The organism is Paenibacillus sp. PastF-3, assembly GCF_029893135.1.
Lineage (GTDB): Bacteria > Bacillota > Bacilli > Paenibacillales > Paenibacillaceae > Paenibacillus_AQ > Paenibacillus_AQ nitricinens.
On the sequence record NZ_JARXWM010000004.1, the window covers coordinates 177,205 to 202,926 of the forward strand.

At 43.8% G+C, this 25,722-nt stretch carries 28 protein-coding genes and 1 other RNA gene; 14 read left to right on the forward strand and 15 right to left on the reverse strand.

Annotated features, from left to right (window positions below):
- The first annotated feature begins 33 nt into the window (after positions 1-33).
- On the forward strand, positions 34-705 hold the full coding sequence (locus M2444_RS10395; RefSeq protein ID WP_042186846.1) for a zinc metallopeptidase: 672 nt from the start codon (positions 34-36) through the stop codon (positions 703-705).
- A gap of 34 nt (positions 706-739) precedes the next feature.
- On the opposite strand, the gene gltC is transcribed toward M2444_RS10395, so the two are convergent.
- Positions 740-1,654 (reverse strand): glutamate biosynthesis transcriptional regulator GltC, encoded by a 915-nt coding sequence (gene gltC, locus M2444_RS10400; RefSeq protein WP_042186843.1) that lies wholly within the window; start codon positions 1,652-1,654, stop codon positions 740-742.
- A gap of 4 nt (positions 1,655-1,658) precedes the next feature.
- Positions 1,659-2,294, reverse strand: a complete 636-nt coding sequence (locus M2444_RS10405) for a rhomboid family intramembrane serine protease (RefSeq protein ID WP_094872279.1) — start codon at positions 2,292-2,294, stop codon at positions 1,659-1,661.
- A 116-nt stretch (positions 2,295-2,410) separates the two neighbouring features.
- Here M2444_RS10405 and tpx point away from each other — a divergent pair, with 116 nt between their 5' ends.
- A complete protein-coding gene (gene tpx, locus M2444_RS10410; RefSeq protein WP_042186841.1) occupies positions 2,411-2,929 on the forward strand; it encodes a thiol peroxidase in 519 nt (172 codons plus the stop codon).
- Positions 2,930-3,222: 293 nt separating this feature from the next.
- On the opposite strand, the gene M2444_RS10415 is transcribed toward tpx, so the two are convergent.
- The 3 genes from M2444_RS10415 to M2444_RS10425 form a co-directional block, all read right to left on the reverse strand.
- Positions 3,223-3,612, reverse strand: coding sequence for a DUF1499 domain-containing protein (locus tag M2444_RS10415; RefSeq protein ID WP_036689295.1), 390 nt, complete (start codon positions 3,610-3,612; stop codon positions 3,223-3,225).
- Between the two features lie 160 nt (positions 3,613-3,772).
- Positions 3,773-3,964: non-coding RNA, 6S RNA (gene ssrS, locus M2444_RS10420), on the reverse strand.
- Between the two features lie 104 nt (positions 3,965-4,068).
- Positions 4,069-4,893: a YesL family protein gene (locus M2444_RS10425; RefSeq protein ID WP_280786900.1), complete on the reverse strand. Its 825-nt coding sequence runs from the start codon at positions 4,891-4,893 to the stop codon at positions 4,069-4,071.
- A gap of 186 nt (positions 4,894-5,079) precedes the next feature.
- Between M2444_RS10425 and M2444_RS10430 the strand changes: the two genes are divergently transcribed.
- A complete protein-coding gene (locus tag M2444_RS10430; protein ID WP_042186834.1) occupies positions 5,080-5,175 on the forward strand; it encodes a hypothetical protein in 96 nt (31 codons plus the stop codon).
- Between the two features lie 119 nt (positions 5,176-5,294).
- On the opposite strand, the gene cshA is transcribed toward M2444_RS10430, so the two are convergent.
- Positions 5,295-6,941, reverse strand: a complete 1,647-nt coding sequence (gene cshA / locus M2444_RS10435) for a degradosome RNA helicase CshA (protein WP_094872276.1) — start codon at positions 6,939-6,941, stop codon at positions 5,295-5,297.
- A gap of 332 nt (positions 6,942-7,273) precedes the next feature.
- Here cshA and M2444_RS10440 point away from each other — a divergent pair, with 332 nt between their 5' ends.
- The 4 genes from M2444_RS10440 to M2444_RS10455 all read left to right on the forward strand — a co-directional run bounded on the left by M2444_RS10440 (position 7,274) and on the right by M2444_RS10455 (position 11,407).
- Positions 7,274-8,095 carry a YitT family protein gene (locus tag M2444_RS10440; RefSeq protein ID WP_094872274.1) on the forward strand — a complete coding sequence of 274 codons (822 nt, stop codon included), beginning with the start codon at positions 7,274-7,276 and terminating at the stop codon, positions 8,093-8,095.
- 192 nt (positions 8,096-8,287) lie between these two features.
- The gene (locus M2444_RS10445; RefSeq protein WP_036689649.1) at positions 8,288-8,476 is read left to right on the forward strand and encodes a hypothetical protein; all 189 of its coding nucleotides are present in this window, start codon (positions 8,288-8,290) and stop codon (positions 8,474-8,476) included.
- Between the two features lie 233 nt (positions 8,477-8,709).
- A complete protein-coding gene (locus M2444_RS10450; protein ID WP_094876146.1) occupies positions 8,710-9,918 on the forward strand; it encodes a putative glycoside hydrolase in 1,209 nt (402 codons plus the stop codon).
- 115 nt (positions 9,919-10,033) lie between these two features.
- A complete protein-coding gene (locus M2444_RS10455; RefSeq protein ID WP_094872271.1) occupies positions 10,034-11,407 on the forward strand; it encodes an MATE family efflux transporter in 1,374 nt (457 codons plus the stop codon).
- A gap of 64 nt (positions 11,408-11,471) precedes the next feature.
- On the opposite strand, the gene pfkA is transcribed toward M2444_RS10455, so the two are convergent.
- On the reverse strand, positions 11,472-12,443 hold the full coding sequence (gene pfkA, locus M2444_RS10460) for a 6-phosphofructokinase (protein WP_094872270.1): 972 nt from the start codon (positions 12,441-12,443) through the stop codon (positions 11,472-11,474).
- A 66-nt stretch (positions 12,444-12,509) separates the two neighbouring features.
- Entirely contained in the window at positions 12,510-13,592 is a 1,083-nt protein-coding gene (locus tag M2444_RS10465) for a tetraprenyl-beta-curcumene synthase family protein (protein ID WP_179281672.1), read from the reverse strand.
- Positions 13,593-13,793: 201 nt separating this feature from the next.
- Between M2444_RS10465 and M2444_RS10470 the strand changes: the two genes are divergently transcribed.
- Positions 13,794-15,041, forward strand: a complete 1,248-nt coding sequence (locus tag M2444_RS10470; protein WP_280786901.1) for an MFS transporter — start codon at positions 13,794-13,796, stop codon at positions 15,039-15,041.
- Between the two features lie 213 nt (positions 15,042-15,254).
- Here the strand turns inward: M2444_RS10470 and M2444_RS10475 are convergent, their stop codons facing one another.
- Positions 15,255-15,452: a cold shock domain-containing protein gene (locus tag M2444_RS10475; protein ID WP_042126303.1), complete on the reverse strand. Its 198-nt coding sequence runs from the start codon at positions 15,450-15,452 to the stop codon at positions 15,255-15,257.
- Positions 15,453-15,627: 175 nt separating this feature from the next.
- Between M2444_RS10475 and M2444_RS10480 the strand changes: the two genes are divergently transcribed.
- The 6 genes from M2444_RS10480 (at position 15,628) to M2444_RS10505 (ending at position 20,305) form a co-directional block, all read left to right on the forward strand.
- A complete protein-coding gene (locus tag M2444_RS10480; protein ID WP_036689271.1) occupies positions 15,628-15,861 on the forward strand; it encodes a hypothetical protein in 234 nt (77 codons plus the stop codon).
- Positions 15,862-15,867: 6 nt separating this feature from the next.
- Entirely contained in the window at positions 15,868-16,038 is a 171-nt protein-coding gene (locus M2444_RS10485) for a hypothetical protein (RefSeq protein ID WP_167348490.1), read from the forward strand.
- Positions 16,039-16,258: 220 nt separating this feature from the next.
- A complete protein-coding gene (pepF, locus tag M2444_RS10490) occupies positions 16,259-18,049 on the forward strand; it encodes an oligoendopeptidase F (RefSeq protein WP_094876149.1) in 1,791 nt (596 codons plus the stop codon).
- A gap of 87 nt (positions 18,050-18,136) precedes the next feature.
- Entirely contained in the window at positions 18,137-18,448 is a 312-nt protein-coding gene (locus tag M2444_RS10495; protein WP_042186819.1) for a LapA family protein, read from the forward strand.
- Positions 18,449-18,450: 2 nt separating this feature from the next.
- On the forward strand, positions 18,451-19,491 hold the full coding sequence (locus tag M2444_RS10500; RefSeq protein ID WP_280787050.1) for a M42 family metallopeptidase: 1,041 nt from the start codon (positions 18,451-18,453) through the stop codon (positions 19,489-19,491).
- Positions 19,475-20,305, forward strand: a complete 831-nt coding sequence (locus M2444_RS10505) for a hypothetical protein (RefSeq protein ID WP_280786902.1) — start codon at positions 19,475-19,477, stop codon at positions 20,303-20,305. Before M2444_RS10500 ends, M2444_RS10505 begins: the two co-directional genes overlap by 17 nt.
- Before the next feature lie 55 nt (positions 20,306-20,360).
- Here M2444_RS10505 and M2444_RS10510 read toward each other — a convergent pair whose 3' ends face one another.
- The 6 genes from M2444_RS10510 to M2444_RS10535 are packed head-to-tail and all read right to left on the reverse strand — an operon-like array spanning position 20,361 to position 25,710.
- The gene (locus M2444_RS10510) at positions 20,361-20,831 is read right to left on the reverse strand and encodes a tetratricopeptide repeat protein (protein ID WP_280787051.1); all 471 of its coding nucleotides are present in this window, start codon (positions 20,829-20,831) and stop codon (positions 20,361-20,363) included.
- A gap of 54 nt (positions 20,832-20,885) precedes the next feature.
- Positions 20,886-22,823: an ABC-F family ATP-binding cassette domain-containing protein gene (locus M2444_RS10515; protein WP_280786903.1), complete on the reverse strand. Its 1,938-nt coding sequence runs from the start codon at positions 22,821-22,823 to the stop codon at positions 20,886-20,888.
- Positions 22,824-22,877: 54 nt separating this feature from the next.
- Positions 22,878-23,480, reverse strand: coding sequence for a TetR/AcrR family transcriptional regulator (locus M2444_RS10520; RefSeq protein WP_094872262.1), 603 nt, complete (start codon positions 23,478-23,480; stop codon positions 22,878-22,880).
- Between the two features lie 11 nt (positions 23,481-23,491).
- Complete coding sequence (locus tag M2444_RS10525) at positions 23,492-24,295, reverse strand: DUF92 domain-containing protein (RefSeq protein ID WP_094872260.1); 804 nt, start codon at positions 24,293-24,295, stop codon at positions 23,492-23,494.
- 23 nt (positions 24,296-24,318) lie between these two features.
- Entirely contained in the window at positions 24,319-24,942 is a 624-nt protein-coding gene (locus tag M2444_RS10530) for a fumarylacetoacetate hydrolase family protein (RefSeq protein ID WP_094872259.1), read from the reverse strand.
- A 36-nt stretch (positions 24,943-24,978) separates the two neighbouring features.
- The gene (locus M2444_RS10535; RefSeq protein ID WP_481857493.1) at positions 24,979-25,710 is read right to left on the reverse strand and encodes a glycerophosphodiester phosphodiesterase; all 732 of its coding nucleotides are present in this window, start codon (positions 25,708-25,710) and stop codon (positions 24,979-24,981) included.
- Positions 25,711-25,722: the final 12 nt, after the last annotated feature.

A 25,722-nucleotide genomic window follows, 5' to 3' on the forward strand; every position in this document is an offset into this window, starting at 1 on the left:
ACCATATTTACAATACAGTGGAGGAATGCAGCTATGGGAATGTATCTATTAGTAATTATCGCTTTTATTTTTTCATTATGGGCCCAGTTCAGAGTTAAAGGGACATTCAGCAAATGGTCCAAGGTGGCCAACTTAAACGGTCTGACAGGATATGAAGCAGCTAGACGTATGCTCGACGCAAATGGACTTCACGATGTTCCGATTGAGCCTGTAAGAGGTACACTTTCTGACCACTATGATCCGATTCACAGAGTTGTACGCTTATCAGAACCCGTATATTATGAGAGTTCTATCGCAGCTGTCTCAGTCGCTTGTCACGAAGTGGGTCACGCCATTCAGCATAAAGTAAGTTATCCTATGTTAACACTACGTCACCGGATGTTCCCAGTAGTTAATTTCGCATCAGGTATAGCACCATTCATGCTTATGGCAGGATTTATATTCGGTTACTTTAATCTTGTAGGCCTTGGTATCATTTTCTTCTCGGCCGCTGTTGCCTTCCAGCTTGTGACACTACCTGTTGAATTCAATGCCAGCAACCGGGCACGTCAAGTCATGGTAGAGCAAGGCTACATTCGTAACGAAGAGGAACGCGGAGTAGCCAAAGTCCTAAACGCAGCTGCATTAACGTACGTTGCCGCCGCGCTTGTTTCCTTACTCGAGCTGCTTCGTTTGATTACCGTCTTTTTAGGTAACCGCGACTAATACAAAATACAGCGCAAAAAGAAACCCCGGTAGGCTAAGAGCCAACCGGGGTATTATTTTGTCTTGCTTTAAAATAGGATATCAAAAAAGTCCGAAACGAACGTGCAACCAGCGGTAACTTACTATCTGTTCGGTATATCAAACCAACCGTCCTCGTCACAGCAGGCTCCACAACCCTTACTTGAGCCGGTTGGAGAGGGTTCGTCTGATAGAACGCCATCTCCGGAAGAAGGCTTACACCCATTCCTGCCGCCACTAAACCACGAATGGTATCAGTCTCCCCACCTTCAAATGCAATCTGCGGCTGAAAACCCGCTTGCAAGCACGCTTGCCAAACGATCGGTCTCAAAGAATAACCTTGACTGAATAGCACAAACTTTTCATTTTGAAGCTGTTCCAGTCGGATCTCAGATTCTCCTGCCAGCTGATGATTCTGAGGAAGTATTGCAAATAACTCTTCAGTCATAACAATATCTCCAGAGACATGCTCATCATTTTCCGGAAAAGGCGAAATAAATGTTAAATCCACCTCTCCAGATAATACGTCCTTTATCAACGAAGGGTAAGAGCCCTGCTTAAAGCGAAACTTGACATGGGGATAGTGCTGGCGGAATTCTGCAACGATAGTCGGGATAAGATGCGTTCCAAGACTGTGAGGAAACCCTATACGAATCTCTCCACGTTCCGGATCTAGAAATTCATGCACTTCATTTACCGAATGTTCCAATTCCTTAAGAATACTATCCACCCGCTTGCAAAAGAGCTGTCCAACCGGCGTAAGCTGCAAATTACGCCCTTTTTGCATGAACAAGTCAACCCCTAGCTCTTGCTCCAATTGATGAATCTGACGGCTTACCGCAGACTGCGCTACATGAAGTTCCTCCGCCGCTCTTGTTACATGTTCTTTTTGGGCTACCTTTAGAAAATATTGCAGCTGTCTTAGCTCCACTCCATCATCGCCCCTGTCTTAGGCTTTTATTGAATATACGAATAATAAGTCCATATAGGAAAAAGCCAGAAACCAAGCCTCCGATATGTGCAACCCAATTCACATTTGGTGTTGCAAACGACATAATGATCCCAATTACAAGCAAACCGTATAACGTCTTCCGCGAGCCTTCGTCCATCATCGCCCGTTGAATAACAGCAATGTATAAAAATGCGCCATAGACGGCGTAGATTGCTCCAGAAGCACCTACCGAGACCGTACCTACCTCTAATACTGAGCGACTGCTGATTGCAACCGTTAGAATATTCGCAATAACTCCACCTACCACATAAAGAATTGCATATCGCCACCAGCCAAGCAAGCGCTCCAGAGGCGGTGCAAATACCAGTAGAGCGAAGCTATTAAAGAATAGATGGGAAAACCCATTATGTAAAAAAATTGCCGCCACATAACGCCACAGTTCCTCTTTATACGGGCTAACATCAACTATTGCACCAAAATCAACAAGTGTTTGTATATTGGTGGATCCACCATTGAACGCCATGAGCATAAACATAATCACGTTAGCTACAATGAGAAGACATGTTACCGGGTAATACCGGAGATAACTTTTCCAATTTTCATACCGAATAAATATCATTACACCCATCCCTTTACATTTATATCTTGCCCTGTTGGACATCTCCCTGTAAATAAGATTATAATTTATTGTGGCAGTAAGAGCCAATATTACAATTCGAGGAGGAAAACAAGGATATGACGCAAGAAAGAACAGGCGTAGCTACTTTCAAAAGCAGCCCCATCACTCTCGTAGGACCCAAGCTTACAGCTGGTGATCCCGCTCCTGATTTTGTTCTCAGTAAGAATCTACTGGAAGAAGTTTCTCTTAGTGATTATGCCGGTAAAATCAAGCTGATCAGTGTTGTACCTTCTCTAGATACCGGTGTATGTGATGCACAGACCCGCCGGTTCAATAGCGAAGCTGCAGAGCTAGGTGACGATGTAGTTATTCTCACGGTAAGTATGGACCTACCTTTTGCTCAAGCCCGCTGGTGTGGCGCTGCAGGGATCGATCGTGTAATCACACTATCCGACCACAAAGCAGCCTCATTCGGACAAGCTTATGGCGTACTAATCAAAGAATTCCGGTTAGATATGCGTTCAATTTTTGTACTAGACAAGAACAACACACTCACCTATGTTGAATATTTGAGTGAAATGACTGAGCACCCTAATTACGAAGACGCTATAGCTGCTGTGAAGAGTTTGCTCTAATTCTCTAGAACAGTAAGTCAGCGGCCATTTTCGACAATACTTACTTATCACTGCAAGCATAATTCCTTTGGCGTCCTTATAAGGACGACAAGCGTTTATGCGAGAAATATAAGACCTAAAGTATAGGTGTAGAACTTTGCTTTCTTATATTTTGAAAAAAGCGGAAGAAGGTCCATCCTTCTCCCGCTTTTTTGTAATAGAAAGATTTATCGATAACGTCCAGAGCAGCCACATTTGCGTAAACGCATTCATACAATCCCTAAGTAAGAAGGTTTAGTAAGAATCTCTGAAAATTAGTCTGCTTTGTATTTTCCTAATTTTTTGTCCAATGACGCATACAACCGCTGAATGACACGGTAATTAGCACCCAAATCACCTAGCGAACCTCTAGATGCAGAGTACATATCTACGCCACAACGTACAGGTGTGGTATTGAGCACAGAGACAGTAATGTCCAGTGTACGGCCGAATGCCGTTCTCTTCTCCAGAGTGATCTCACCTACTGACTCCACTTCATGGAGCACCTTGAATCCAGGAACCTTCTTAAGCGTTGATGAAACTTCCTCCCAAGCTTTGTCTTTCGTAAGATTGTAATAACGCGTTTTTAATGTCGGATCTTTTGCGCGGTCGCTTGTTCCATCATGACTACGGAATAAACCGACCAAGGTTCTTTTTAACGACAAAATTCTTCCCCCTCTACAAATCCCAAGTTCATTATTCTAAGTGTAACACTCTTGTCTCAGGAACAAAAGGGTATTACTCACTTTCTCCTTGTTCCAGACACACAAAAAAGCGCCCGTTTCCCAACTTTCACGGGATACAGGGCGCTTTGGCCTAAACAATAGAAAACCCGCTTATGCCGTCCGGCTACAGTGTCTTCTGAACCTGCTAGAGCAGGTGGGTGATCGCAGAAAACGTTTTTGAATTCCCCAAGTCATATAGACAGGGCTGTTCAGCTGCGCTTCGTGTAGATCTCCCAAGACATTATCATTGGTTCAAAACAACGAGCAACCGTAACGAACATCGCAGGATTTGTTATTATTATATTGCGTTTTAACGAAAAAGTAAACCTGTATGCGCTTTATTTTACACTGGAATTAAATTACTGACGATTTCTGAGTGCTTAATACTCGTCTTTGTTAAATACGTTTTACATCTTTATCCGCAACATCGTCTTCAAAATCATCATCGTCATCGTCGTCATCCTCTTGATTGTTCAAAGCAGCTTCTCGTTCTTCTTCCTCTTTCAGTTTCTTCTGCTCCACCTGCAATTGCAGTTTATTATAGGTAGCATAGAAGTTAAAGAAAGCAGCCATTGCAATCAACGTTGGAATACAGATGAAATACAGTGCTGGATATCTAAGACCAATATAAGCTAGCACTGCAGCTGCAATCAAAGTTGAGAACACGCGAATTGGACGTGCTATAGTCAGCAATATTGAGTTACTCATCACTTGTTTAAAGCTCATTTGATAATGAACGACAATAGAAAAGAAGTTAAACATAGACACCGATAAAATAATCATGAGCACTAACATCAAAATACCAACAATTCTGAAGTTAGGCATTTGTGTCATGTAAACCGTTACATCGACGTACATAATAACGAACATCAATGTGTAGATAATTCCACCGAGCATACTTTTTAAATAATTCTCTTTATACCCCTGAAAAAACGTACGAAAAGTTCCTACATCCGTGTTCCCCATAACCCATTTGCGCACAACGGTAAATAAAGCCGCCGAAGCAGGAAATACTGTAAATGGCGCCAGAATCCCCATAGCCCAGTTCAATGTGAGCTGCTCATTTACTCCACCTGAGCTTGTCCCAAGCATCATCAATTTCATCAATCCAAAAAATAAAAACGGGGCGGAACATAGTGCCCATAAGATATTACTAGCTGCGATACGTGTAATCCATTCTGTGATGCGGTATAAACCACCCATTGCTCCTTTAAACTCCAATTCCCTTCCTCCTCTGTCTCTTGCATACTGCTTATCTTAACTATACCTCATTTGACCTACTCTTTTCCATAGCCCAACTTTCTGAATTCTAGGTCATTGTCTATACATCAAGCCTATAAAGTCCATATATTGGAATTGTAATCATAAGAATTTCCAAAATCACCACATTCTAAAGGAGGTTATTGTATGTCCTCACCTGTTGGCTACGGCGGCTGGACTTCCACTGGTACGATCCTCGTATTGTTTATCCTGCTCGTTATCATCACTCGTACTTTCATTTAAATAAGCTGCTAATTCAATAAATACCCTATATTTAAGCAAAAAGAAGACGAGAACCGCTATTCGGCATCTCGTCTTCTTTGTATTTTGATAAATCATCCCCCGCGGGTTCTGATCACGTATTAATTATCAAAATCTTCGCGTTTTGCTGGACGTGTGCTTGTGCTGCTTGGGCGAGTAGATGGTTTGCGGTCCGCACTGCGGTTCGCTCCACCATCACGGCTAGCTGCGCCATCACGGTTGCCTTTATAGCCACCGCCATAACCGCCACTGCCACTACCATAGTTACCACTACCGCTGCTGTAGCCACCACGACTTCCGCCACCGTTGTTATCACGGTTTCCACGGTATCCACCAGTGCTGCCACCAGAAGTACCACGGTTGCCACCATAACCGCCGTTAGGTTTGCGGCCACTGCGAATGTCGTTCTTACCACCACGACGTTTAGCACGAATTGGATCTTCTGGAGTCAATTCAATTGCAGAATCCTTCTTATCACCAGTCAGAAGCTTCATTGCAGCTGACAGCAATTGAACGGAATCATATTGCTCAAGCAATTGAATAGAAATACCTTTGTACTCATTCAATTCACCGCTCTCAACCATTTCAAGCAAGCGCTCTGCTGTTACGCGTTGTTTACCTTCAATAGCCTCAGCCATAGTTGGCAATGGTTTACGAGTAATACGGTGACGAGTAACGCGTTCGATCAAATGCAGGTGATCCATTTCGCGTGGGGTAACGAAAGACCAAGCTGTACCCTCTTTACCAGCGCGACCAGTACGACCGATACGGTGTACATAGCTTTCTGGATCTTGCGGCAAGTCAAAGTTAATTACGTGAGTAACACCAGATACATCCAAACCACGAGCTGCTACGTCAGTAGCTACCAGCACATCAATGCTGCCATCACGGAATTTACGCATTACAGCATCACGTTGATTCTGAGACAGGTCACCATGTAATCCATCAGCAGAGTATCCACGTTTCTGCAAAGCTTCTGCAAGCTCATCTACCCGGCGCTTCGTGCGTCCGAACACAATCGCAAGCTCAGGTGATTCCATATCGATCAAACGGCTAAGCGCTTCGAACTTTTGACGTTCAGGTACTTCAACATATGCTTGATCAATCAGCGGAGCACTGATTTGTTTCGGAATAACGGAGACGTGTTGCGGGTTGTTCAAGAATTGCTGTGCAAGACGTTGAATGTTTGGAGGCATTGTAGCCGAGAACAACATCGTTTGACGCTCTTCAGGAACGAGCTTGAGGATCGTCTGAATATCTTCCATAAAGCCCATATCCAGCATTTCATCTGCTTCATCCAATACAACAGTTTGAACATCATCCAAACGGATGGTTTTACGGTTGATATGGTCAAGCAAACGTCCTGGTGTACCAATAATAATTTGCGGTTTCTTCTTAAGACCACGGATTTGGCGACCAATATCTTGTCCGCCATAAATTGCCAACGAACGAAGACCTTTAAAACGGCTTAGCTTACCGATTTCTTCTGATACTTGAATGGCCAACTCACGTGTCGGTGCCATAATAAGCGCCAGAATTTTTTCGTCTTCGCGATTAATCTTCGAAATGAGGGGGATACCAAAAGCAGCAGTCTTACCTGTACCAGTCTGTGCTTGACCGATCAGATCCGACCCAGTCAATGCCAATGGAATTGACTGCTCCTGTATCGGTGTTGCCTCCTCAAATCCTAACTCTGTGATTGCTTGTAGCACTTTTGGCTCCAAGCCAAATTCTGCGAATGTTTTCAAATTATTCATGCTCCTTCTATACAGTGGACATTCCACATGCTTGTCTGTATTCTTAAGTAGCGGTAAACACATTTATATGCTGTCCAATCATGCTCTTTTTTCTGCATGATATAGCGCTTTTGGGACGAAAAGCCTCCCTTTCATCAGGTACTTCATTGTACCTGAGCAACTGTAGCTTTACATCCGATGCAATGCAAAAATACCATTGTAACGTCCTACTCAAGAATATCCTGTACATTATATCACAACTCTAAGTAGGAATACCAGTGGGTTCCTTTCTTTTCATTGCATACATGGTTTATTTTTAAATTTATTTATAGAGGTGGATTTGCTTGTTAAGACAGATTTGGAATTGTATTGCAGTTATTTTCGGAGCAGCGTTGATTGCCAGTGGATTTAATCTTTTTCTAATCCCTCATCGCTTACTCAGCGGAGGAGTATCCGGGCTTTCGATGTTAGTGGGTTACTTTACACCACTAAACATAAGCCTCTTATACTTGCTCTTTAATATCCCATTGCTTGTAGCTGGTTGGTTCCAGTTAGGCCGGAGATTTATTATGCTAAGCATGTTATCCGTTGTGGCAACAACCTGGTTTTTGACGGTCATCCCCGAATATTTGGTAGCTACTGATATGCTGCTTTCTTCTGTATTTGGTGGAGTGTTGGTCGGTATTGGCTGTGGCTTCAGCTTCCGTGCAGGTGGTTCATCCGGAGGTTTTGATATCCTGGGATCCATCATCACTAAATTCCGCGATTTCCCAGTTGGAAACGTGGTGGTGAGCTTAAACGGACTCGTTATTCTTGCCGCGGCATATTTTGATAACAACTGGAATTTGGCTCTTGCATCGATGGTATCTATATACGTAACGGGTAAGGTACTGGACATGATTCACATCAGCCATTTAAAGGTAACCGTATATATAGTAACGAATCGTACAGATGAGCTCCTTCAGCATCTAATGGGACTCCAGCGAGGTGTCACAAAGATTAAAACAGAAGGCGCTTATTCTCATGTTGAAAAGGACATGCTAATGACAGTAACAACCCGCTACGAACTTGCAGAACTGCAACGTATTATTCGCACGACAGATCCTCAGGCGTTTGTAAATATTGTGGAGACAGTTGGTGTTATGGGCTCCTTCCGAAAAAGATAAAAACCGGCAGCGAAAAGTATTAATTTGGAAAATGCACCAATCACAGAATTGTGATATATTATAATCACGCAGAACCCTAACAATTTCATAAAGATTGAGATTTACCCCTCTTTTTTCCAAGCACTTCGTTTTCCGATGATTACTGAATTCCATTCAGACCTATCGAAAAAGGAAAGGGTGATTTTTGTGGAAATGGAAACGGTAAAGCTGTCAGCAATCGTCATGAGGTGGTATCCTGATATGATGCCGTTTCTCAAGCAGGACGAATTAAATTCCGTAATCGTTCTGCGTGACGGGCTTAGTATTCTGGAACCTGCAGATGCCATGGATATCATCCATTACAGTATCTGTGAACATCAGAATTCTGCGTATCTTCAATGAGTAAGCCGCAAGAGAAGTCTTGATAGTTGCCGCCTTAAGTTCGGCCATGTTGCCGTGTTGAGGCGGCATTTACTTTTTAACAAAAGGTTTAGAATGTGTGCGTCCCGGTTATATACAACAAGGATGGTTTTCCAGACCCGATCTGAGCCAACATTATTATTACAACACTGTTCTTTTTAGAAGCAACCGTTCCTATATAATTTAGGAAATGTACATAAAGGGAGAGAATACGAATGAACATCACCTGGGCTCTACTGATGATGGCCTTGGGAAGTGTAGGCGTGCAACAGAATCAACATGACGCTGAAGTGGCAATTGCATTGAAGTCTGCCATGAATCCCCCCATCATCGCTACGCAAAATAATAATTCAAATGTTGCAACTCCAGCTCCAAATGCTACAACAGAGACAAGCGACTCACAAAGTATGCTACACGCAGATCCTCAGCCTGATGCTCCAAAAGTAAAAGGCATCTATGTTACCGCATACAGTGCCGGTGGAGAACGAATGGAAAAGCTTCTTTCTTTACTTGATCAGACGGAACTAAATTCTATGGTCATCGACATTAAGGATGATGCAGGTTACATCACGTACAAAACTGATAACCCAGAACTTCAGAAACTCGGTAATCCGCAGCCATTTATTGGCGACATCAACAAACTGATGGAAAGATTGAATAAACATGATGTTTATCCCATCGCTCGCATTGTTGTCTTTAAAGACTCTATACTTGCCAAAAAGAACCCGCAATTATCCTTTGTTAATACAGACGGCACAGTATGGAAGAATAAAGGCGGCGATAGCTTTGTTAATCCTTATAATGAAGATGTCTGGAAGTACAATGTCGACATCGCCAAAGAAGCTGTCAAACTCGGCTTTAAAGAAATTCAATTCGACTATGTGCGTTTTCCTGAAGGTTTCGAAAAACGTGCAGACACACTTAAATACACTAAAACCAGTGATTCTCGCGTAGATATCATTTCTAATTTTGTAAAATACGCAAAAGCAGAGCTTGCTCCACTTGGTGTTCGTGTATCCGTAGATATTTTTGGATATGCCGCATCTGCTCCTGCTGAGGGCATAGGGCAAGACTTCGTTAAAATATCCAAAAATGTGGATGTTATCAGCCCGATGGTTTATCCGAGTCACTATTCAACGGGATGGTTTGGAGTGAAAGAGCCTGACTTAGATCCGTATGCTACCATTAAAGGCTCCATGGTTGATACCCATAAAAAGCTCGATCCTCTTGGCAGCTACAAACCTGTTATTCGTCCTTGGATTCAGGATTTTACAGCAAGCTGGCTCGGAAAAGGTCATTATATTAAATACGGTAAAAAACAGGTGGAGGATCAAATCCGCGCTTTAAAAGATGAAAATGTAGAGGAGTTTCTGCTCTGGAACGCCAATAACCGATATACCTCCGATGTCGATTATGAGAAATAATGTATATAGCCCTTATTATTTATAATTGAAATCAGGTATGATATATAAAGATAAAGATAAAGACCCGGCATCTGCCGGGTCTTTTAATGGAGAAAAAGGAGCATTTTACTGAACGATGATACAAACCACCTCTTTAAAACAAAAAGCAATACAATTTTTTCATATTTTATTTCCAATTCTGGTTACACAGATTGCTTTGTCAGCGATAACCTTCTTTGATACGAACATGTCAGGTAAATTTGGTACAGCCGATCTGGCAGGTGTGGCGATAGGAACCAGTCTCTGGATTCCAATTCAAACGGGCTTAAGTGGAATTCTTATGGGGATTACCCCCATCGTCTCTCAACTCATCGGAAGCAAAAAAGAAAAGGATGTAGCCTATCAAGTCACACAGGGAATCTGGTTATCACTGATCGTCTCTGTAATTGTCTTATTAATCGGGAGCCTCGCCTTGGCACCTATCCTTAATTTCATGAATCTGGAGCCTACTGTAAGAGATGTTGCATTTCGTTTCCTTAGTGCGATCTCCTTCGGAATTATCCCGCTGTTTGGATATACAGTTCTCCGTAGTTGTATAGACGCTCTGGGACAAACACGAGTGTCCATGTTGATCACACTCATAGCCCTACCCGTGAATGTTGGTTTAAACTACTTGCTAATCTTCGGGAAATTCGGGTTTCCTCGACTTGGTGGTGTTGGAGCTGGAGTGGCATCAGCTATCACCTACTGGGTAATCTTTTCGGTTGCCCTGCTGTTCATTTATCGGGCAGAACCCTTTGCAAGCCTTAGAATCTTCCGAAAGTTCTACTTTATATCGCTAAAAAGCTTCAAAGATCTACTAAAGATCGGTGTACCTATTGGCTTCTCGATTTTTTTTGAAACTGCAGTCTTCTCCGCTGTAACCTTGTTGATGAGTCGGTTCGATACTGTAACGATTGCAGCTCATCAAGCAGCCATTAATTTTGCAACAACGTTATATATGATTCCGCTCAGTATCTGTATGAGCCTTACCATTCTCGTCGGCTTCGAGACTGGATCCGGCAGGCAAAAGGATGCCCGTCAATATGCCATTATGGGAATTGGACTTGCGACCATCCTCTCCCTGGCAACTGCACTCCTGCTCTTATTTGCTGGCCATCATGTAGCTGGTCTATACACTGATGAACCTGATGTCATTTCATTAATTCAGCATTTCTTAATCTATGCGATCTTTTTCCAGATTTCCGATGCGATTGCAACACCTACACAAGGAGCACTTCGTGGATATAAGGATGTTAATCCAGCCTTCATTATTTGCTTTATAGCTTATTGGGTTATAGGGCTTCCTACAGGCTATGTACTTGCTACTTATACGGATCTAGGAGCTTATGGTTATTGGATCGGCTTGATCACCGGTCTTGCGATTGGGGCCACACTGCTCTTAACTCGGCTTGTTAAACTCCAACGCCGTTATACCACACAATATACAGACGCTCAAACACATCGTTAATAATCTAAAGAACACAAAAAAGGAACAGTGCGAAGTTCGCAGCTGTTCCTTTTTTGTGTGTTAATTATTGAGAAAGACGGGATGCAAGCTCGTACAACTCCACGTCAAAGTCTTTCTTCGTATTCACTACAAGATCGATATCTGTAAGTGTTAGTTCTCCCTTGATGATACCGCAACCTTTATCAGACTCGCCTTCAATTAGTTTACGAACGGCAAAGTCACCAAGACGGCTAGCAAGATTCCGGTCTCCAGGGGTTGGTGTTCCTCCGCGCTGAATATGTCCAAGTACAGTAACCCGTGCATCCAGAGAAGCATGACGATCCTTCAACGCTTGGGCTACATCTTCGCCTTTACCCACACCTTCTGCAACGATGACGATACTGTGACGTTTACCTCTGACAAAGTTGTCACGCATACGATCCGCAACTTCATTCAAGTCATATGGCATTTCTGGCACAAGAATGGTTTCTGCTCCAGAAGCCAGACCTGCATGCAGCGCGATATCTCCACAATGACGTCCCATAACTTCTACAATGGAAGAACGCTCATGGGAGGACATTGTGTCACGCAGTTTGTTAATAGCATCTACAACGACACCAACGGCTGTATCAAACCCTATGGTGTAATCCGTGTAGGAAATATCATTATCAATAGTTCCCGGTAATGCCATCGTCTTGATACCGAGTTTACTTAGTTTATTAGCGCCTTTATATGAACCATCTCCACCTATAACTACTAGGCCATCGATGCCCATTTCATTAAGAATATCTGCACCCTTTTGCTGACCTTCTGGTTTTGTGAACTCCAGACATCTTGCAGATTGCAGAATGGTTCCCCCACGTTGAATAATGTCACCTACGCTGCGAAGATCCATAGGGAAGATATCGCGATTCAGAAGACCTTGATACCCACGTTGAACTCCAAAAACTTCAATGCCGTAATAAAGTGCGCTTCTTACAACCGCACGAACAGCGGCGTTCATACCTTGTGAATCTCCACCACTAGTCAGTACTGCAATTTTTTTGATTTTTGTCATTCTGTTGTTCCTCCTTAAAGTTATGCAATGCCCCATCCGTTGTATAGGTGAAGCTTCGCAGCCTTGTTACAAAAAACGATTGCGTATCCAGCGGCTATTAGCGAAGAAGAACAGCCTTGTAAGCGGACTTCCTCTCATTAGGCTTTTAGACACACTGCGAACTTCCCGCTGTTCGCTAACTTTCGGATCAGATAAATAAAGTGCCAGCAATCCCTCAATCACCATACGATGCATAGATGATTCCGGTAGTTCACGTACATCCTTACGGGCCCACTCAACCATGGAAGCGATCCGACTTAACATGGTATCCGTGTCGTCATAATAATTGCAGAAATTAAGATCACCGCCTGCTCGGTCCTCTTCCTGATCAATCAAATAATCCAGCATAATGTGCAATCCACACACATGTGGAAAGTATGCAGCTCGAATCGATTCCGAAGAAGACTTATTTAGCTTCGGATCACATGCAGATAGAAAAAGCATGAATACGCCTAAAGTAGAGCCTGTCGCAGCCGCAAACTCGTTCCAGTGCAGATGCGGAGCACGGCTACCCTGCTGCTCCCACCATTCCTTCAGGGCTGTTTCCCTGAGTTCCGGGCGGATATGCTTATATACCTGCAAATCTGTATACAGCACAGCCAAATCACGAATCTCCGCTGCAGCAGCGGAATAACCTGGCAGCAAAGAGATCATCTCCTGGCATTTTCGAACTAGCCTATACAAGTATCCGCCGTCATTCTGTTCATCGCGAAGCGCATAATAATTGACAGGTTCAGCGTTTGGATCAATGGCATCCAGCATAGATTGATGCAGCAGCCTGAAATCTGCAGGATCAAGCGAAGTACTGCGATCACATAAGTTATCTAGATAATCACTGATAGTTTGATAAGCAACAATAAGCGGAATAAGTATATGTCTCATCGATAAATTGCCGGCGGCATAAATACCTCCACCTATGCAATGAAACTCTTTCGTCTCAATGCTGGCAAGTGCTTGCTTCCGGAGCTCGGGATCGGGAATCCCATTCGCATCTTGGCGCCAGAAGTTTAGACTTTCTCTCACTTCGGGCAGCACGTACTTATAGACCCTGTTCATAAGCCCAATAGGGCCACGCGGGCTAAGGTAACGGCCTTGCTCTAATTCACTCAATGATAGTGCCTCCACATTGTTGTCTCCTTATCCAAATCACCACTTATTATAATATGATCAGACGTATTTGTACAAACAACAAAATCACTTTCGTAAAATTATGAAAGATTCAGAAATAACGCAATTCAAGAATAAAACACATAACCCTCCATTGCTTTATGCTATACTAGCCATATTTCAATCTCAGAGGAGTGCACTTTCATGTTTTCAAAACGGACCGGAAGCCCTTACAGTGATCAGAATTGGCTTCGTTCCTTTCTTTTTACGATTTATGGCACAAGCGTTCTTGTAGTATCCTACTTTCCTTTATTCTACACACATTTAGGGTTTAGCAGTTCTCAGGTGGGCTACTTGTATTCCCTCGGTCCCCTCATCTCCATCCTATCCAATCTCTTCTGGAGTATGATGAGCGATAAGCTGGGTACCATTCGAAAAATCATGTTTATTTTACTCGCGGGGCAATTAGTTACCGGACTTTTATTAGCCAGAGCGACCGAATTTTCTTCCGTTATGCTTATTTTGTCCTTTTTCTACTTCTTCTATTACCCAGTTTTTCCGCTTGCTGATACAATGGCCATCAAAATTGCGGAGCGACACGGACGAAACTTCATTACAATTCGTGTATTTGGCTCCTTAGGCTATTCTTTCTTTGCTTTAACCGTTGGTTATGCGCTTAGAGCTTTAGGTGCTACTTGGAGTCTTACCTTATGTATTATCATCATTATAATCGCACTTCTAATTACAATTGGCCTAAAGGATGTCAAAAAAACTGTTCCAGAGCTCTCCAATCAGAAAGCTGTTAATACCAAACCAGATAAGAAAGAACATGGGCTTAAAGATATTCTTTTGCAAAAAGAGGTGCTGTGGTTCTTCGGATGTGTCTTTGTACTCGCACTGGGCCATAGAATGAACGAAGCTTTTCTCACCATCAGTTTAAAGAATCTGGGCGCTGGTGAGGAAGTGATCGGCTGGGCACTACTTGCCTCAGCACTAAGTGAAATCCCTGTATTATTTATACTCGGCAAATACGGCGACAAATTTAAAGAACTGCCCTTATTAATTTTAGCCAGTCTCATGTATGCCCTTCGTTTTCTACTCATGGCGCTCGCCGAGCATCCAGGCTCTATAATCGCGATTCAAGCCTTGCATAGCCTGACATTTGGCGTCTTTTTTGTAACATGTGTCCGTTATATCACCCGGATTATTCCTGATCGTCTCCGAGCAACCGGTCTTGCCATCTACACGGTTGTTTGGTCAAGTGCAGCTGGACTTCTAAGTGGTACATTTGGTGGAATGATCTATCAAGAAGCTGGGCGCTTCACCTTTTATATGGTAGCGGTTGGCTTCAGCCTTCTAGCCTTTGTAGGCTTTTTAGGACAGCATTTATTGGATACCCATCGAGATTCAATGCGCTATTTTAAGAAAAAAAACAAAAAAGCTTCTCTATAATAGAACACTTCTGATATTCAAAAATATTAAAAAGGTCTTTGCTATCCCTTCACTTGGGAGTGCGAAGACCTTTCATCTAAATTGATGTCTATTAGACGTAAAAAAACACAGTTCCCGAAAGAACTGTGTTTTATAGTTGGTAACCACTCTTGCAAGGGCTTGCCAAGTAAATTATATATTTATAGCAGACAGCTTAGCTGCCTTTGCCGTTTCTTATAATTTCACTACGTTTTCAGCTTGCGGTCCACGATTACCATCAGTGATATCGAATTCAACTTCTTGACCTTCGTCTAAAGTTTTGAATCCTTCACCTTGAATTGCTGAGAAGTGTACGAATACATCTTCGCCGCCTTCTACTTGAAGAAAGCCATAACCTTTTTCTGCGTTAAACCATTTTACTGTACCTTTCAATTGAACAACCTCCTAAAAAATAACCGCCATATATGGCGTATAACTATATTATACTGCAATCTTCTGCTCAAATCAATCTATCTCAACCTATAAATATGTGATTTAATTTGCTTTTCCCTTCACCAGTGCGTTATCATTGAGCCAAAAGCCAAAAATCGCCAGGGTGGTATTGATAATGATCAAAAAACATGAAATATACAAAACAGACAAATGGAATATGATGACGGTAGAAGTTCAAGGACGTTATATTGTACTTCGCGAAATCTCCGATCAATGGGGAGAAGAAACACATACTTTCCTAAGTCGTCCAGCTATGATGCAGTGGGTGAACAACCGATTCAACAAAGAATCTTATAAAGATAATGAAGAAGAGTACAAAAATATCATCGCAGCTTTCAAACAGGTATAACAGAATATGAACACAGAAAATATCGCGATTTATGTTGTCCTAGTCTTATGTCTAGGCGCAGTTCTAATTATGACCAAGGATCGTGTCCCGCCGCAGTTTAAGCGGGGCATGGCCTTAACTGCGGTCATTATGATTCTGTTCGCCTTCATCTTTGTTATTTATAGTTTATTGGCATAACTTATCCTTTCATATATTTAAAGAACACTAAATATTAATAATCAGGACTTAACAGGGCATAATAAGCCGACTCTACTTTCAAGAGGAGGACGTTATGCCTATTTCACCCAAGTCCATCCCTCTTCTACTTGTGCTCAGCTTGCTACCGGGTGATTTATCATCTACAGTATTGCCGAGGGAGATTATGCCTACTACATCTCATCATTCTAGGAGGGTTTCTATGGAACAATTATTGAAAAGAAGCGAAGTACCTGCTGAGAATCGTTGGAAGCTTGAAGATGTGTTTGCTTCTCAGAAGGATTGGGATGCAGAATTTGCTGAAGCAAAATCCCTAATCAAAAAAGCTGCGGATTTTCAGGGTACACTAGATTCCGCAGATGCTCTAAAAAAATGTTTTGAGCTGGATGACAAGTTGTCCATCTTAACTGAACGACTCTTCGTGTATGCACATATGCGTCAAGATGAAGACACAGCTAATCCTGAATATCAAGCTTTGTCCTCCAAAGCGAAAAAGCTTGGTATTGAAGCAGGTGAAGCCTTATCTTTTGTAACCCCAGAAATTCTGGCGTTGCCAATTGAGAAGCTCAACCAATTCATCGCTGATCCGAACCTATCCGCTTATAAATTCACCTTAACTGAAATGAAACGTGAAAAAGCCCATGTGCTTTCTAAGGCTGAAGAAGCACTGCTCGCTCAGGTCGGAAATTTAGCTCAAGCACCTCAGAATATTTTCAGTATGCTGAACAATGCGGATCTGAAATTCCCTAAGATCAAAGATGAGGATGGCAAAGAAGTTGAACTGACTCATGGCAACTATATCAAGTTTCTCGAAAGTAGCGACCGTGAGGTTCGCCGAAATGCTTTTAAGGCAGTCTATGATACCTACCGGAAGCAGAAGAACACGATCGCAGCAACGCTTAGCGCCAATGTGAATAAAAATGTCTTTTACTCACGGATTCGCAAATATCCTTCTGTAATGGAAATGTCACTCTATGGAGATAACATTCCTAAAGAGGTTTACACCAACTTGATTGATACGATTCACGAAAGCCTTCCATTGATGCACCGTTATATGAAACTGCGTCAGAAGCTGCTGGGTGTCGATGAGTTACATATGTATGATCTGTTTGCACCGCTTGTTGATGAATATAAATTAGATATCACCTATGAAGAAGCCAAAAAAATCACTAAAGAGGGTCTCAAACCGCTTGGTGAAGATTATCTGAATGTGCTGCAAAAAGGCTACGACAACGGTTGGATCGATGTGTATGAGAACGAGAATAAACGGTCCGGGGCTTACAGCTGGGGGCCATATGGTACGCATCCTTTCGTACTGCTGAACCATAATGATAATTTAAACAGTATGTTTACACTGGCACATGAGATGGGCCATGCATTACACTCGTATTTTTCGGATAGCGCTCTGAATTATCGGGATGCGCAATATACGATTTTCCTAGCAGAGGTTGCTTCTACTACTAACGAGGCGTTGCTAATGGATTATTTACTCAAAAAGTCTACAGATCCTAAAGAAAAAATGTATTTGCTCACCTACTATGCTGATCAGTTCCGGACAACGATTTTCCGGCAGACGATGTTTGCTGAGTTCGAGAAAATCATTCATCAGCGTGTTGAAGAAGGTGAATCGCTTACTCCACAAGATCTTTCGAGCATCTACTATGACCTGAATGTTAAATACTATGGTAAAGAAATGGTTGTAGATCAAGATATCGAGATGGAATGGGCGCGGATTCCGCATTTCTATAACAGCTTCTATGTTTATAAATACGCAACCGGCTTCTCAGCAGCGACTAGCTTTGCCAAACAAATTCTTGAAGAAGGCAAACCTGCGGTGGATCGTTACCTCGGCTTCCTGAAGAGTGGCGGCAGTGACTACTCCATTAATATTCTGTCTAAAGCTGGTGTTGATATGTCTTCTCCTGAGCCGATTCGCGAAGCAATGAGTGTCTTCGAAGATGTTATCGCTCAAATGGAACAGTTGACCAAATAAGGCAGAGAGCTTAGTATTGCATTAATCCCTTGCCCTATTTGGGCAAGGGATTTTATTCTGTTATATCCCCTGAGGAGGAAGAATTCAATGAGAATTCAATGGTCTTTAATTGCAGGTCTAATCTTCGCGCTGCTAACAGCCATATTTGCAGTCATCAACGTGGATCCCGTTCAAGTTAATTTCGGTTTTGATGTAGTTAATATACCGCTGATCCTAGTTATTCTGGGCTGCGCGCTAATTGGTGGAATCATCGTGGGTTCTTACGGTATTTTTCGCCAGTACAAGCTACAAAAACAAATTAAAAGCTTAAATGCTGAGCTAACCAAACTTCGTGATGCCGACACTTCTTTAGATTCTTTTAACACAGACAATGATGGCCTAACAGGAGGACTTAACTAATGATTACTATTCAACCAAACGAAGATTACATACTCTCAATCCTAAAAAAATTACTTGATACACCGAGCCCCAGCGGCTTCACAGCACAAGTAATGAACCTTGTTGCCGAAGAAGCGGCAGCATTAAATGTACCGCTAAGCTGGAATGAAAAAGGCGGCGTAATTCTAACCGTCCCAGGCCTAGATCCTTCCCGTACAATCGGCATCAGCGCTCACGTGGATACACTTGGAGGCATGGCTCGCTCTATTAAATCTGATGGTACACTGCGACTAACCTCTGTTGGTGGCTTCACAATGCACAGCATCGAGAATGAATATTGTGTGATCCATACCCGCAGCGGCAGAACCTATACTGGAACCATCTTAACCAGCCATCCATCCGTTCACGTATATCCTGATGCTCGTGATTTCAAACGTTCAGAAGAGAACATGGAAGTACGGATTGATGAGCTAGTATCTAACAAAGAAGATGTACTTAAGCTAGGCATCTCTGTTGGTGATTTCATTTCCTTCGATGCACGTGCGGTGATTACACCTAGCGGGTATATTAAATCCCGGCATCTGGATGACAAAGCTAGCGTGGCTGCCCTTCTTGGCCTGCTGGAAAGCATGAAGCGCGAAGGCTGGAAACCGCTCCACAACCTTTCTTTCCTCATCTCCAACTATGAGGAAGTGGGACATGGCACATCTTGGATTCCTGGCGAGATTAATGAAATGATCGCAGTCGATATGGGTGCTATGGGCGATGATCTTAGCTGTAAAGAAACCGATGTGTCCATCTGTGCAAAGGATTCTTCCGGCCCTTATGATTATGTTATGACTGGCCGTTTGATTGAGCTGGCAGAAGCACTTGCTATTCCTTATGCCGTTGATATCTATCCCATGTACGGCTCTGATGCTTCCGCTGCCCTTCGAGGCGGCAATAATATTCGTGCCGCACTGATCGGCCCAGGCGTACACGCCTCCCACTCCATGGAACGTACACATAAGCAAGCTGTAGTAAACACTGCTAAGCTTCTCGCTGCTTATGTGGGCACTAACTGAGTCAAGCACTGGCAAGCTAACGCAGCTCTGGAGACGTAGACAATGGCTGATCGTTTCACTTCTGCTGCTCTTGGTAGCAGCGTCAGTGCTCTCAATGATCCTGTTATCCAGAAATCACACGGAAGATCCCTTTGCTGATCTTCCCCACGCCTACACCTATTCAGAGGCTGTAAGTCCAGAAAATGTTCAACTCTATATGATGTCACTTTCGCCAGATGATGTTCAACTCAGAGCCGCTGGTGCACCTCTTCAGCAAGTTATGGCTTATGGGATTAATGGAGGCTTCTTCTATGAAGACGCACTCCTCTCTATTGCTATAATAAATGATGTCCCCACTAACGGGGTTAAAAAGGCATACGGCTCCGGCTGGTTTAACGCTAAATATGCACGCGGAACCCTGGTCTGGGATGGTGCCAGTCGTAGCTTTTCGGTACAAGTCGTCTCATCGGGAGAAGAATTGAACGTTACGGATCGCCAGCATTATTTTGCGCAAGGCGGCATTAGTATGAATCTTAAGCATGAAGATGTCTGGGAAGCTGTGATCGCGAAAGAACATCTTCCTTATGCTGATGAGCAACGAATGCGCTCAGGCATGCTGTATGATGATAATGGCAAGCTGTGGCTGATTGTTACGCCAACACTCTCGACGGCGGCAGAGTTCCGCACAGCCATCCTACAGAGCGTGCCTGCTGAAGGCCTCGAAGGTATCTTTCTAGATGGAGATGGCTCCTCACAGATGAATGCTGATGAAATCATCTTACCTGGCGACTCTCGTGCTGTGGTGCAAATGATTGCGGTGGACGGAACGAAATAAAGCAAAAAAGAAGCGATCTCTAATAGTAGAGAATCGCTTCTTTTTGTGATTTTATTCAATCCCAGACTTGCTCTAGCTTATCTGAATAAAAGGAAATGGCCTTACTATAGCTTCTTATTCCTTCATCTGCTGAGGTTTCAGCCAGCAATTTAAGCAAAATCCCCATAGCCAGACTATGATCTCCAAGATTGTGCAAGGTCATCGCAAGGAACACCGGAAACTCCTTATTCTCTGGGTATTCATGAACGGCCTGCTCCAAAATTAATTTGGAGTTTTCATATTCTCCGAGTGTTCGGTAGGTGCTGCCCAGTCCCAATAAAGCGCCGATTCTCTGCTCCGAAGATAAGCCTAGTGTTAAGCTTTTCTCATAATAGGGTACTGCCCCGCGTTCCAGGCCGAGCACATCATGCGTCCATGCCAATTGATATAGAAGTTCTGCATCATCACTATTCTGCTCATATAGCTCTAACAGCATCACTCTGGCTTCTTCAGCTTTACCTTCGTTTCGCAGGGCTACAGCTAACATAAGTTGATTCTCCAAACTGAGCCCTCCCTTATTGTTACACCAAGACAATCCGTTTTATGCTTTACCAGCGATTTTCTCTGCAAGCTCATTCAGATAGGTCCAGCGCTCCATTAGACGCTCCAGCTCGGCTTCGGCAAGCCGCTGCTCTTCCATTAACTCCTGCAGTCTCCCAGAGTCAGCAAACGCTGCTTCCATCTTGGCACTAATATCCGTCAAGCGCTGCTCTGCAAGCTCGATCTGCTCGTCAATTCCCTCATATTCACGCTGTTCCTTAAAGCTGAATTTGAGTTTGGTCTTAGGCGCTGAGGATGGCGCTGTGTTATTACTAACATCTGTAGTCTCTTTACGCTTTGCATTTCCGTCATCTTTGTTCGATTCTGCATGGCGTGAAGAGACATTTTTGGCCAGCCATTCTTCATATTCCGTATAATCGCCAACATGAATCCGGATATCACCATTTTCAAAAGCGATCAGCTTATCTATTGTACGATCCAGGAAATAACGGTCATGGGATACTGTGAAGACGACGCCCGGGAATTCATCCAGATAGTCTTCTAAAACAGCCAACGTTCCGATATCCAAGTCGTTCGTAGGCTCATCCAACAGCAACACGTTTGGAGCTCCCATCAATACACGAAGCAGATACAGGCGCCTTTTTTCGCCACCTGACAGTTTGGAAATCGGCGTCCATTGCATCGCAGGAGGGAACAAGAAGCGTTCAAGCATTTGACCTGCCGTAATGACGCTACCATCAGCCGTTCGTATGACTTCCGCTTCTTCCTTCACATATTCAATCGCTCGCATGCTGTCATCCATATCCTGATGTTCTTGCGTAAAATAACCCAACTTAACTGTCGCGCCAAGCTGAACCTCTCCCTTATCCGGCTGCAGCTTACCTGCAATCAGATTCAGAAGGGTTGATTTACCGCTGCCATTCGGACCTACAATACCTACGCGGTCTTGGGGTACGGCAATATAGGTCAGATCTTTAATCAACTGACGGCCATCCAGCGATTTCGACAGTTCATTGATTTCAATGATTTTACGACCCAAACGTGTGGATGCCACCGAAATATCCAGCGAACCGTTCGAACTGCTTCCTGTACTTTCTTTCAGCTTCTCAAAACGGTCGATTCTTGCCTTCTGTTTCGTTGATCGAGCTTTAGCTCCACGACGAATCCAAGCAAGCTCCGTACGCAGCAGGTTCTTACGCTTTTGCTCCGCAGAGGCCTCACGCTCTTCACGGTCGGCTTTTAGCTCTAGAAAACGGGAATAGTTGGCCTCATAACGGTATAACTGTCCTCCGTCCAGCTCTAGCATGACACTTGCGACACGCTCCAGGAAGTAACGATCATGCGTTACCATTAAGAGGGCGCCACGCCGTTTCTGTAAATATTGCTCTAGCCAAGCCACGGAGTCCGTATCAATATGGTTCGTAGGCTCATCCAGAATAAGTAACTCAGATGGCGTAATCAGGGCTGCCGCAAGTGCTACACGTTTCCGTTGACCACCAGACAGTGTATCCATCAGTGCATCGAATTTCACTATACCCAGCTTAGTAAGCACGCTCTTAGCTTCACTCTCCAAATGCCAAGTACCTGCCGCATCGATAGCCTGTCCAATCCGCACCAGTTTGCCTTCCAGTTCTGCGTTACCTGGTTCTTTTTCAAGGCGAGACATAGTCTCCATATACTCACGCATGGTAGCAAGATCTGGATCCTCTCCGGCGAAGACCTGTTGCAGTACCGTATTTGTCGGCTCATAAGGAGGGTTCTGTGCCAAGTACTGCACTCTAACATTATTTCCGATCGCAATTTGCCCGCCATCCGGAGTATCCAGACCGGCAATAATACGTAAAAACGTTGATTTACCCGTTCCATTCACACCGATCAAACCAATTTTATCCCGATCGTCCATACCAAATGAAGCATCACTAAAAAGTACTTTCTCACCATAACTTTTGGAAAGATGTTCCACGGTCATAATATTCATGCTATTTCCTCGCTTGCCTTATATTTTCATAAAACCGGTCGCAGCATAGTGCTGCTATTCCACCGATCTATCGTCCTGACCTAAATTCAAGTAATCCATTGCCCCTTTAATAAAAAGACCCGCAGCGAAACCAGCACGTTTATACGCATCTTCTTCCTTAAAAGATGGATCGAACAAAATATCCATCTTCAGCCGATCCAACATCCCTATGTAGGACTGCGCCATAAGCTCAGGCTCAGACGCTCCGCCCTCCAGCAACACCTTCACCACTGCCTGCATATATTCTTCCATAAAAAGCGTCATATACGCCACAAGCTCTGGGTTATTGTTAGGTGCGCGGAAAAAGAGCTTCGTGTGTCGCTTTCGCTCATAATAATAGTAAAGATGATGTTTGGCGATGATCGACAGTTTACCTGCCAAAGTATCACTATCCTTCAGCTTTTCCTGTAATTGCTGAAGGAATCCCTCACAATCCCGGCGCGTTACCGCCATGAATAATTCTTCTTTACTCTTAAAATATAAGTAAACGGTGCCCTTAGCAATTCCGGCCTGAACCGCAATTTCCGACATCTTCGTTTCGTAAAATCCACCTGAACCGAAGAGCTCGTATGCGGCATCCAGAATGGCAGTATGTTTATGATTGGACGTGCTGCTCATCGGTTCCTCCTTTAAAACATCATTCCACACAGTAAAGCAATAGCCCCTCCGACGATAGAGCTAATAGCATTAACTGCATCATTGGTCATCCACTTCCAGCCACGTGCGTTTTCAACCTTTTTACCGCAGTGATGTGTACTTTCCACTTCGCGTCCGCATACGGTGCAGCGATTCATCTGCTGAACGGTTGCCCCAAGAATAGAATCCGTGAACGCACCCGCAAGACCTCCAGTGAGTCCAGCCAATGTAAGCAACAAGAAGGATTGATCTGACATGCCGGATATCATCCGCAGCAGCCATGAAGATGCACCGATAAGTGCACCTCCTGCGGCAGCGGCCAGCGTGCCCAGGCTGGATACGCCACCCGAGGCACCGGCTGGAAGTATTTTACCTGTGAGGACAGACCGAGGTGACTTCTTGCTGAGTGTACCAATCTCCGTAGCCCATGTATCAGAGGTTACCGTTGCCATAACCCCGATAAATAAAAATTCCCAATGTTCCATCGGAACCATCGCATTCAGTAGAACGAAAACCATCCCAAGCCCGCCATTAGCAAAGACCTGCCCAGCATCTCGGCGACCCGTCTTGGCATAAGTCTGCTCAAGCTCTGCCTTATTATCATGATGAAGCTTAGACAACAGGCTTGAAGAGATGAAAAAAATTAACAATATTCCAAACCAAAAGGCATTTCCAGCACCAAAATAGATGGTCCCCATAGCTACCGCGGCAAGCATGCCGGAGAGACTTAAGGATTGTTTCCTATAAGCCGCTCCCGCAACTAACAAAGCGCCAAGGGCGCCAATAATCCATAACATAGATTCAACTCCAACAGATGTTTTTAGCCGATCAGGCAAGTCCCCATCAGCTTGTCACCCCAGTACAATTCAAAAGAATCTCCTGATACGGTAGGGCCTACACCTTCTGGTGTTCCTGTGAAAATCACATCGTCTTTACCCAGCCCGTAACGCGCAGCGATAAAATCGACAACTTTTTGGAGCGAAAAAATCATGTTTTTAACATTTCCTCGCTGAACTTCAACACCATTTTTTAAAACCGTGAAATCCGTTCCTTCTAGCTCTTCCTTGTCAGGAAATGCAATGTAAGGTGTGAGTGGAGCAGCGTTCTTAAAGCCTTTAGCCGGTGTCCAAGGCAGACCTTTCTTCTGCAGATCATTATGCACATCACGCAGTGTGAAATCTAGTCCCAGTGCCATAACATCCACCAGATCCTCCACGCTCATACCCGGTACATAATCACGCGCGATCCGAAGCACAAGCTCTCCTTCATAATGAACCTGGCCTGAATCCTTTGGAAGCTGAATGACTGCTTTATCGAGGGAAACCGCCGCATGTGAGGGCTTCAAAAAAATGAGTGGCTCTACGGGGACGTTATTTCCTAATTCCTCCGCATGTAGCTTGTAGTTCCGTCCAACACAATACAAATTATTAACAGCAGCGCACACAGACAATCAGCTCTCTTTCCCATCGAATTGGATTATTTATACTTTTAGAAATGTGTCGCCCCAGATATCCGGACGGTTTGTACAAATCATTATATCAGAATGCATATCTGCTAAGCGACGCATCTCTTTCTCTTTGTTCACAGTCCAGGCCATAATCTTCACCCCTTGCTCCGTCAAAACCTTAGCCAATCTAGGATTTAGACGCGAGAAGCTAATCGACAAAAGAGAACATTCCAGTTCACGCAGCCTTCGAGCAGGATTACCAAATCTTGAATCAAAAATTAAGCCTGTACGAAAGTGAGGGTCTATTTCCTTGATTTTTTTCAACACATCTTTGTCAAAAGAGGTCAAAACCACGTCGTCCCGCATGCCTTTAGAGGAAATAAGATCCGTCACCTTCTGCTCGATGCCAGGATACATATTACCCACTGTTTTCAGTTCAATATTGAGACGCAGTCTACCAGAAGCTAAGGTAAGCACCTCTTCCAAGGAAGGCACCCGCTCTCCCCGAAAAGAACGCCCTTTCCAGCTGCCCGCATCGAGACGCCGGATATGTTCCCAATCCATATTCTTCACCTTACCATGGCCATTGGTTGTACGGTCCAGTGTGAAGTCATGAATGACAACAGGAATACCGTCCTTGGAGAGCTGGACATCCAATTCCATCCAGTGGACAAAAGGCATGGCAATGGCCATCCGGATTGCTGCTAATGTATTCTCCGGAGCTTTACCGGAAAATCCCCGATGGGCAACACACAAATTGTTCATCATAAGGACCTC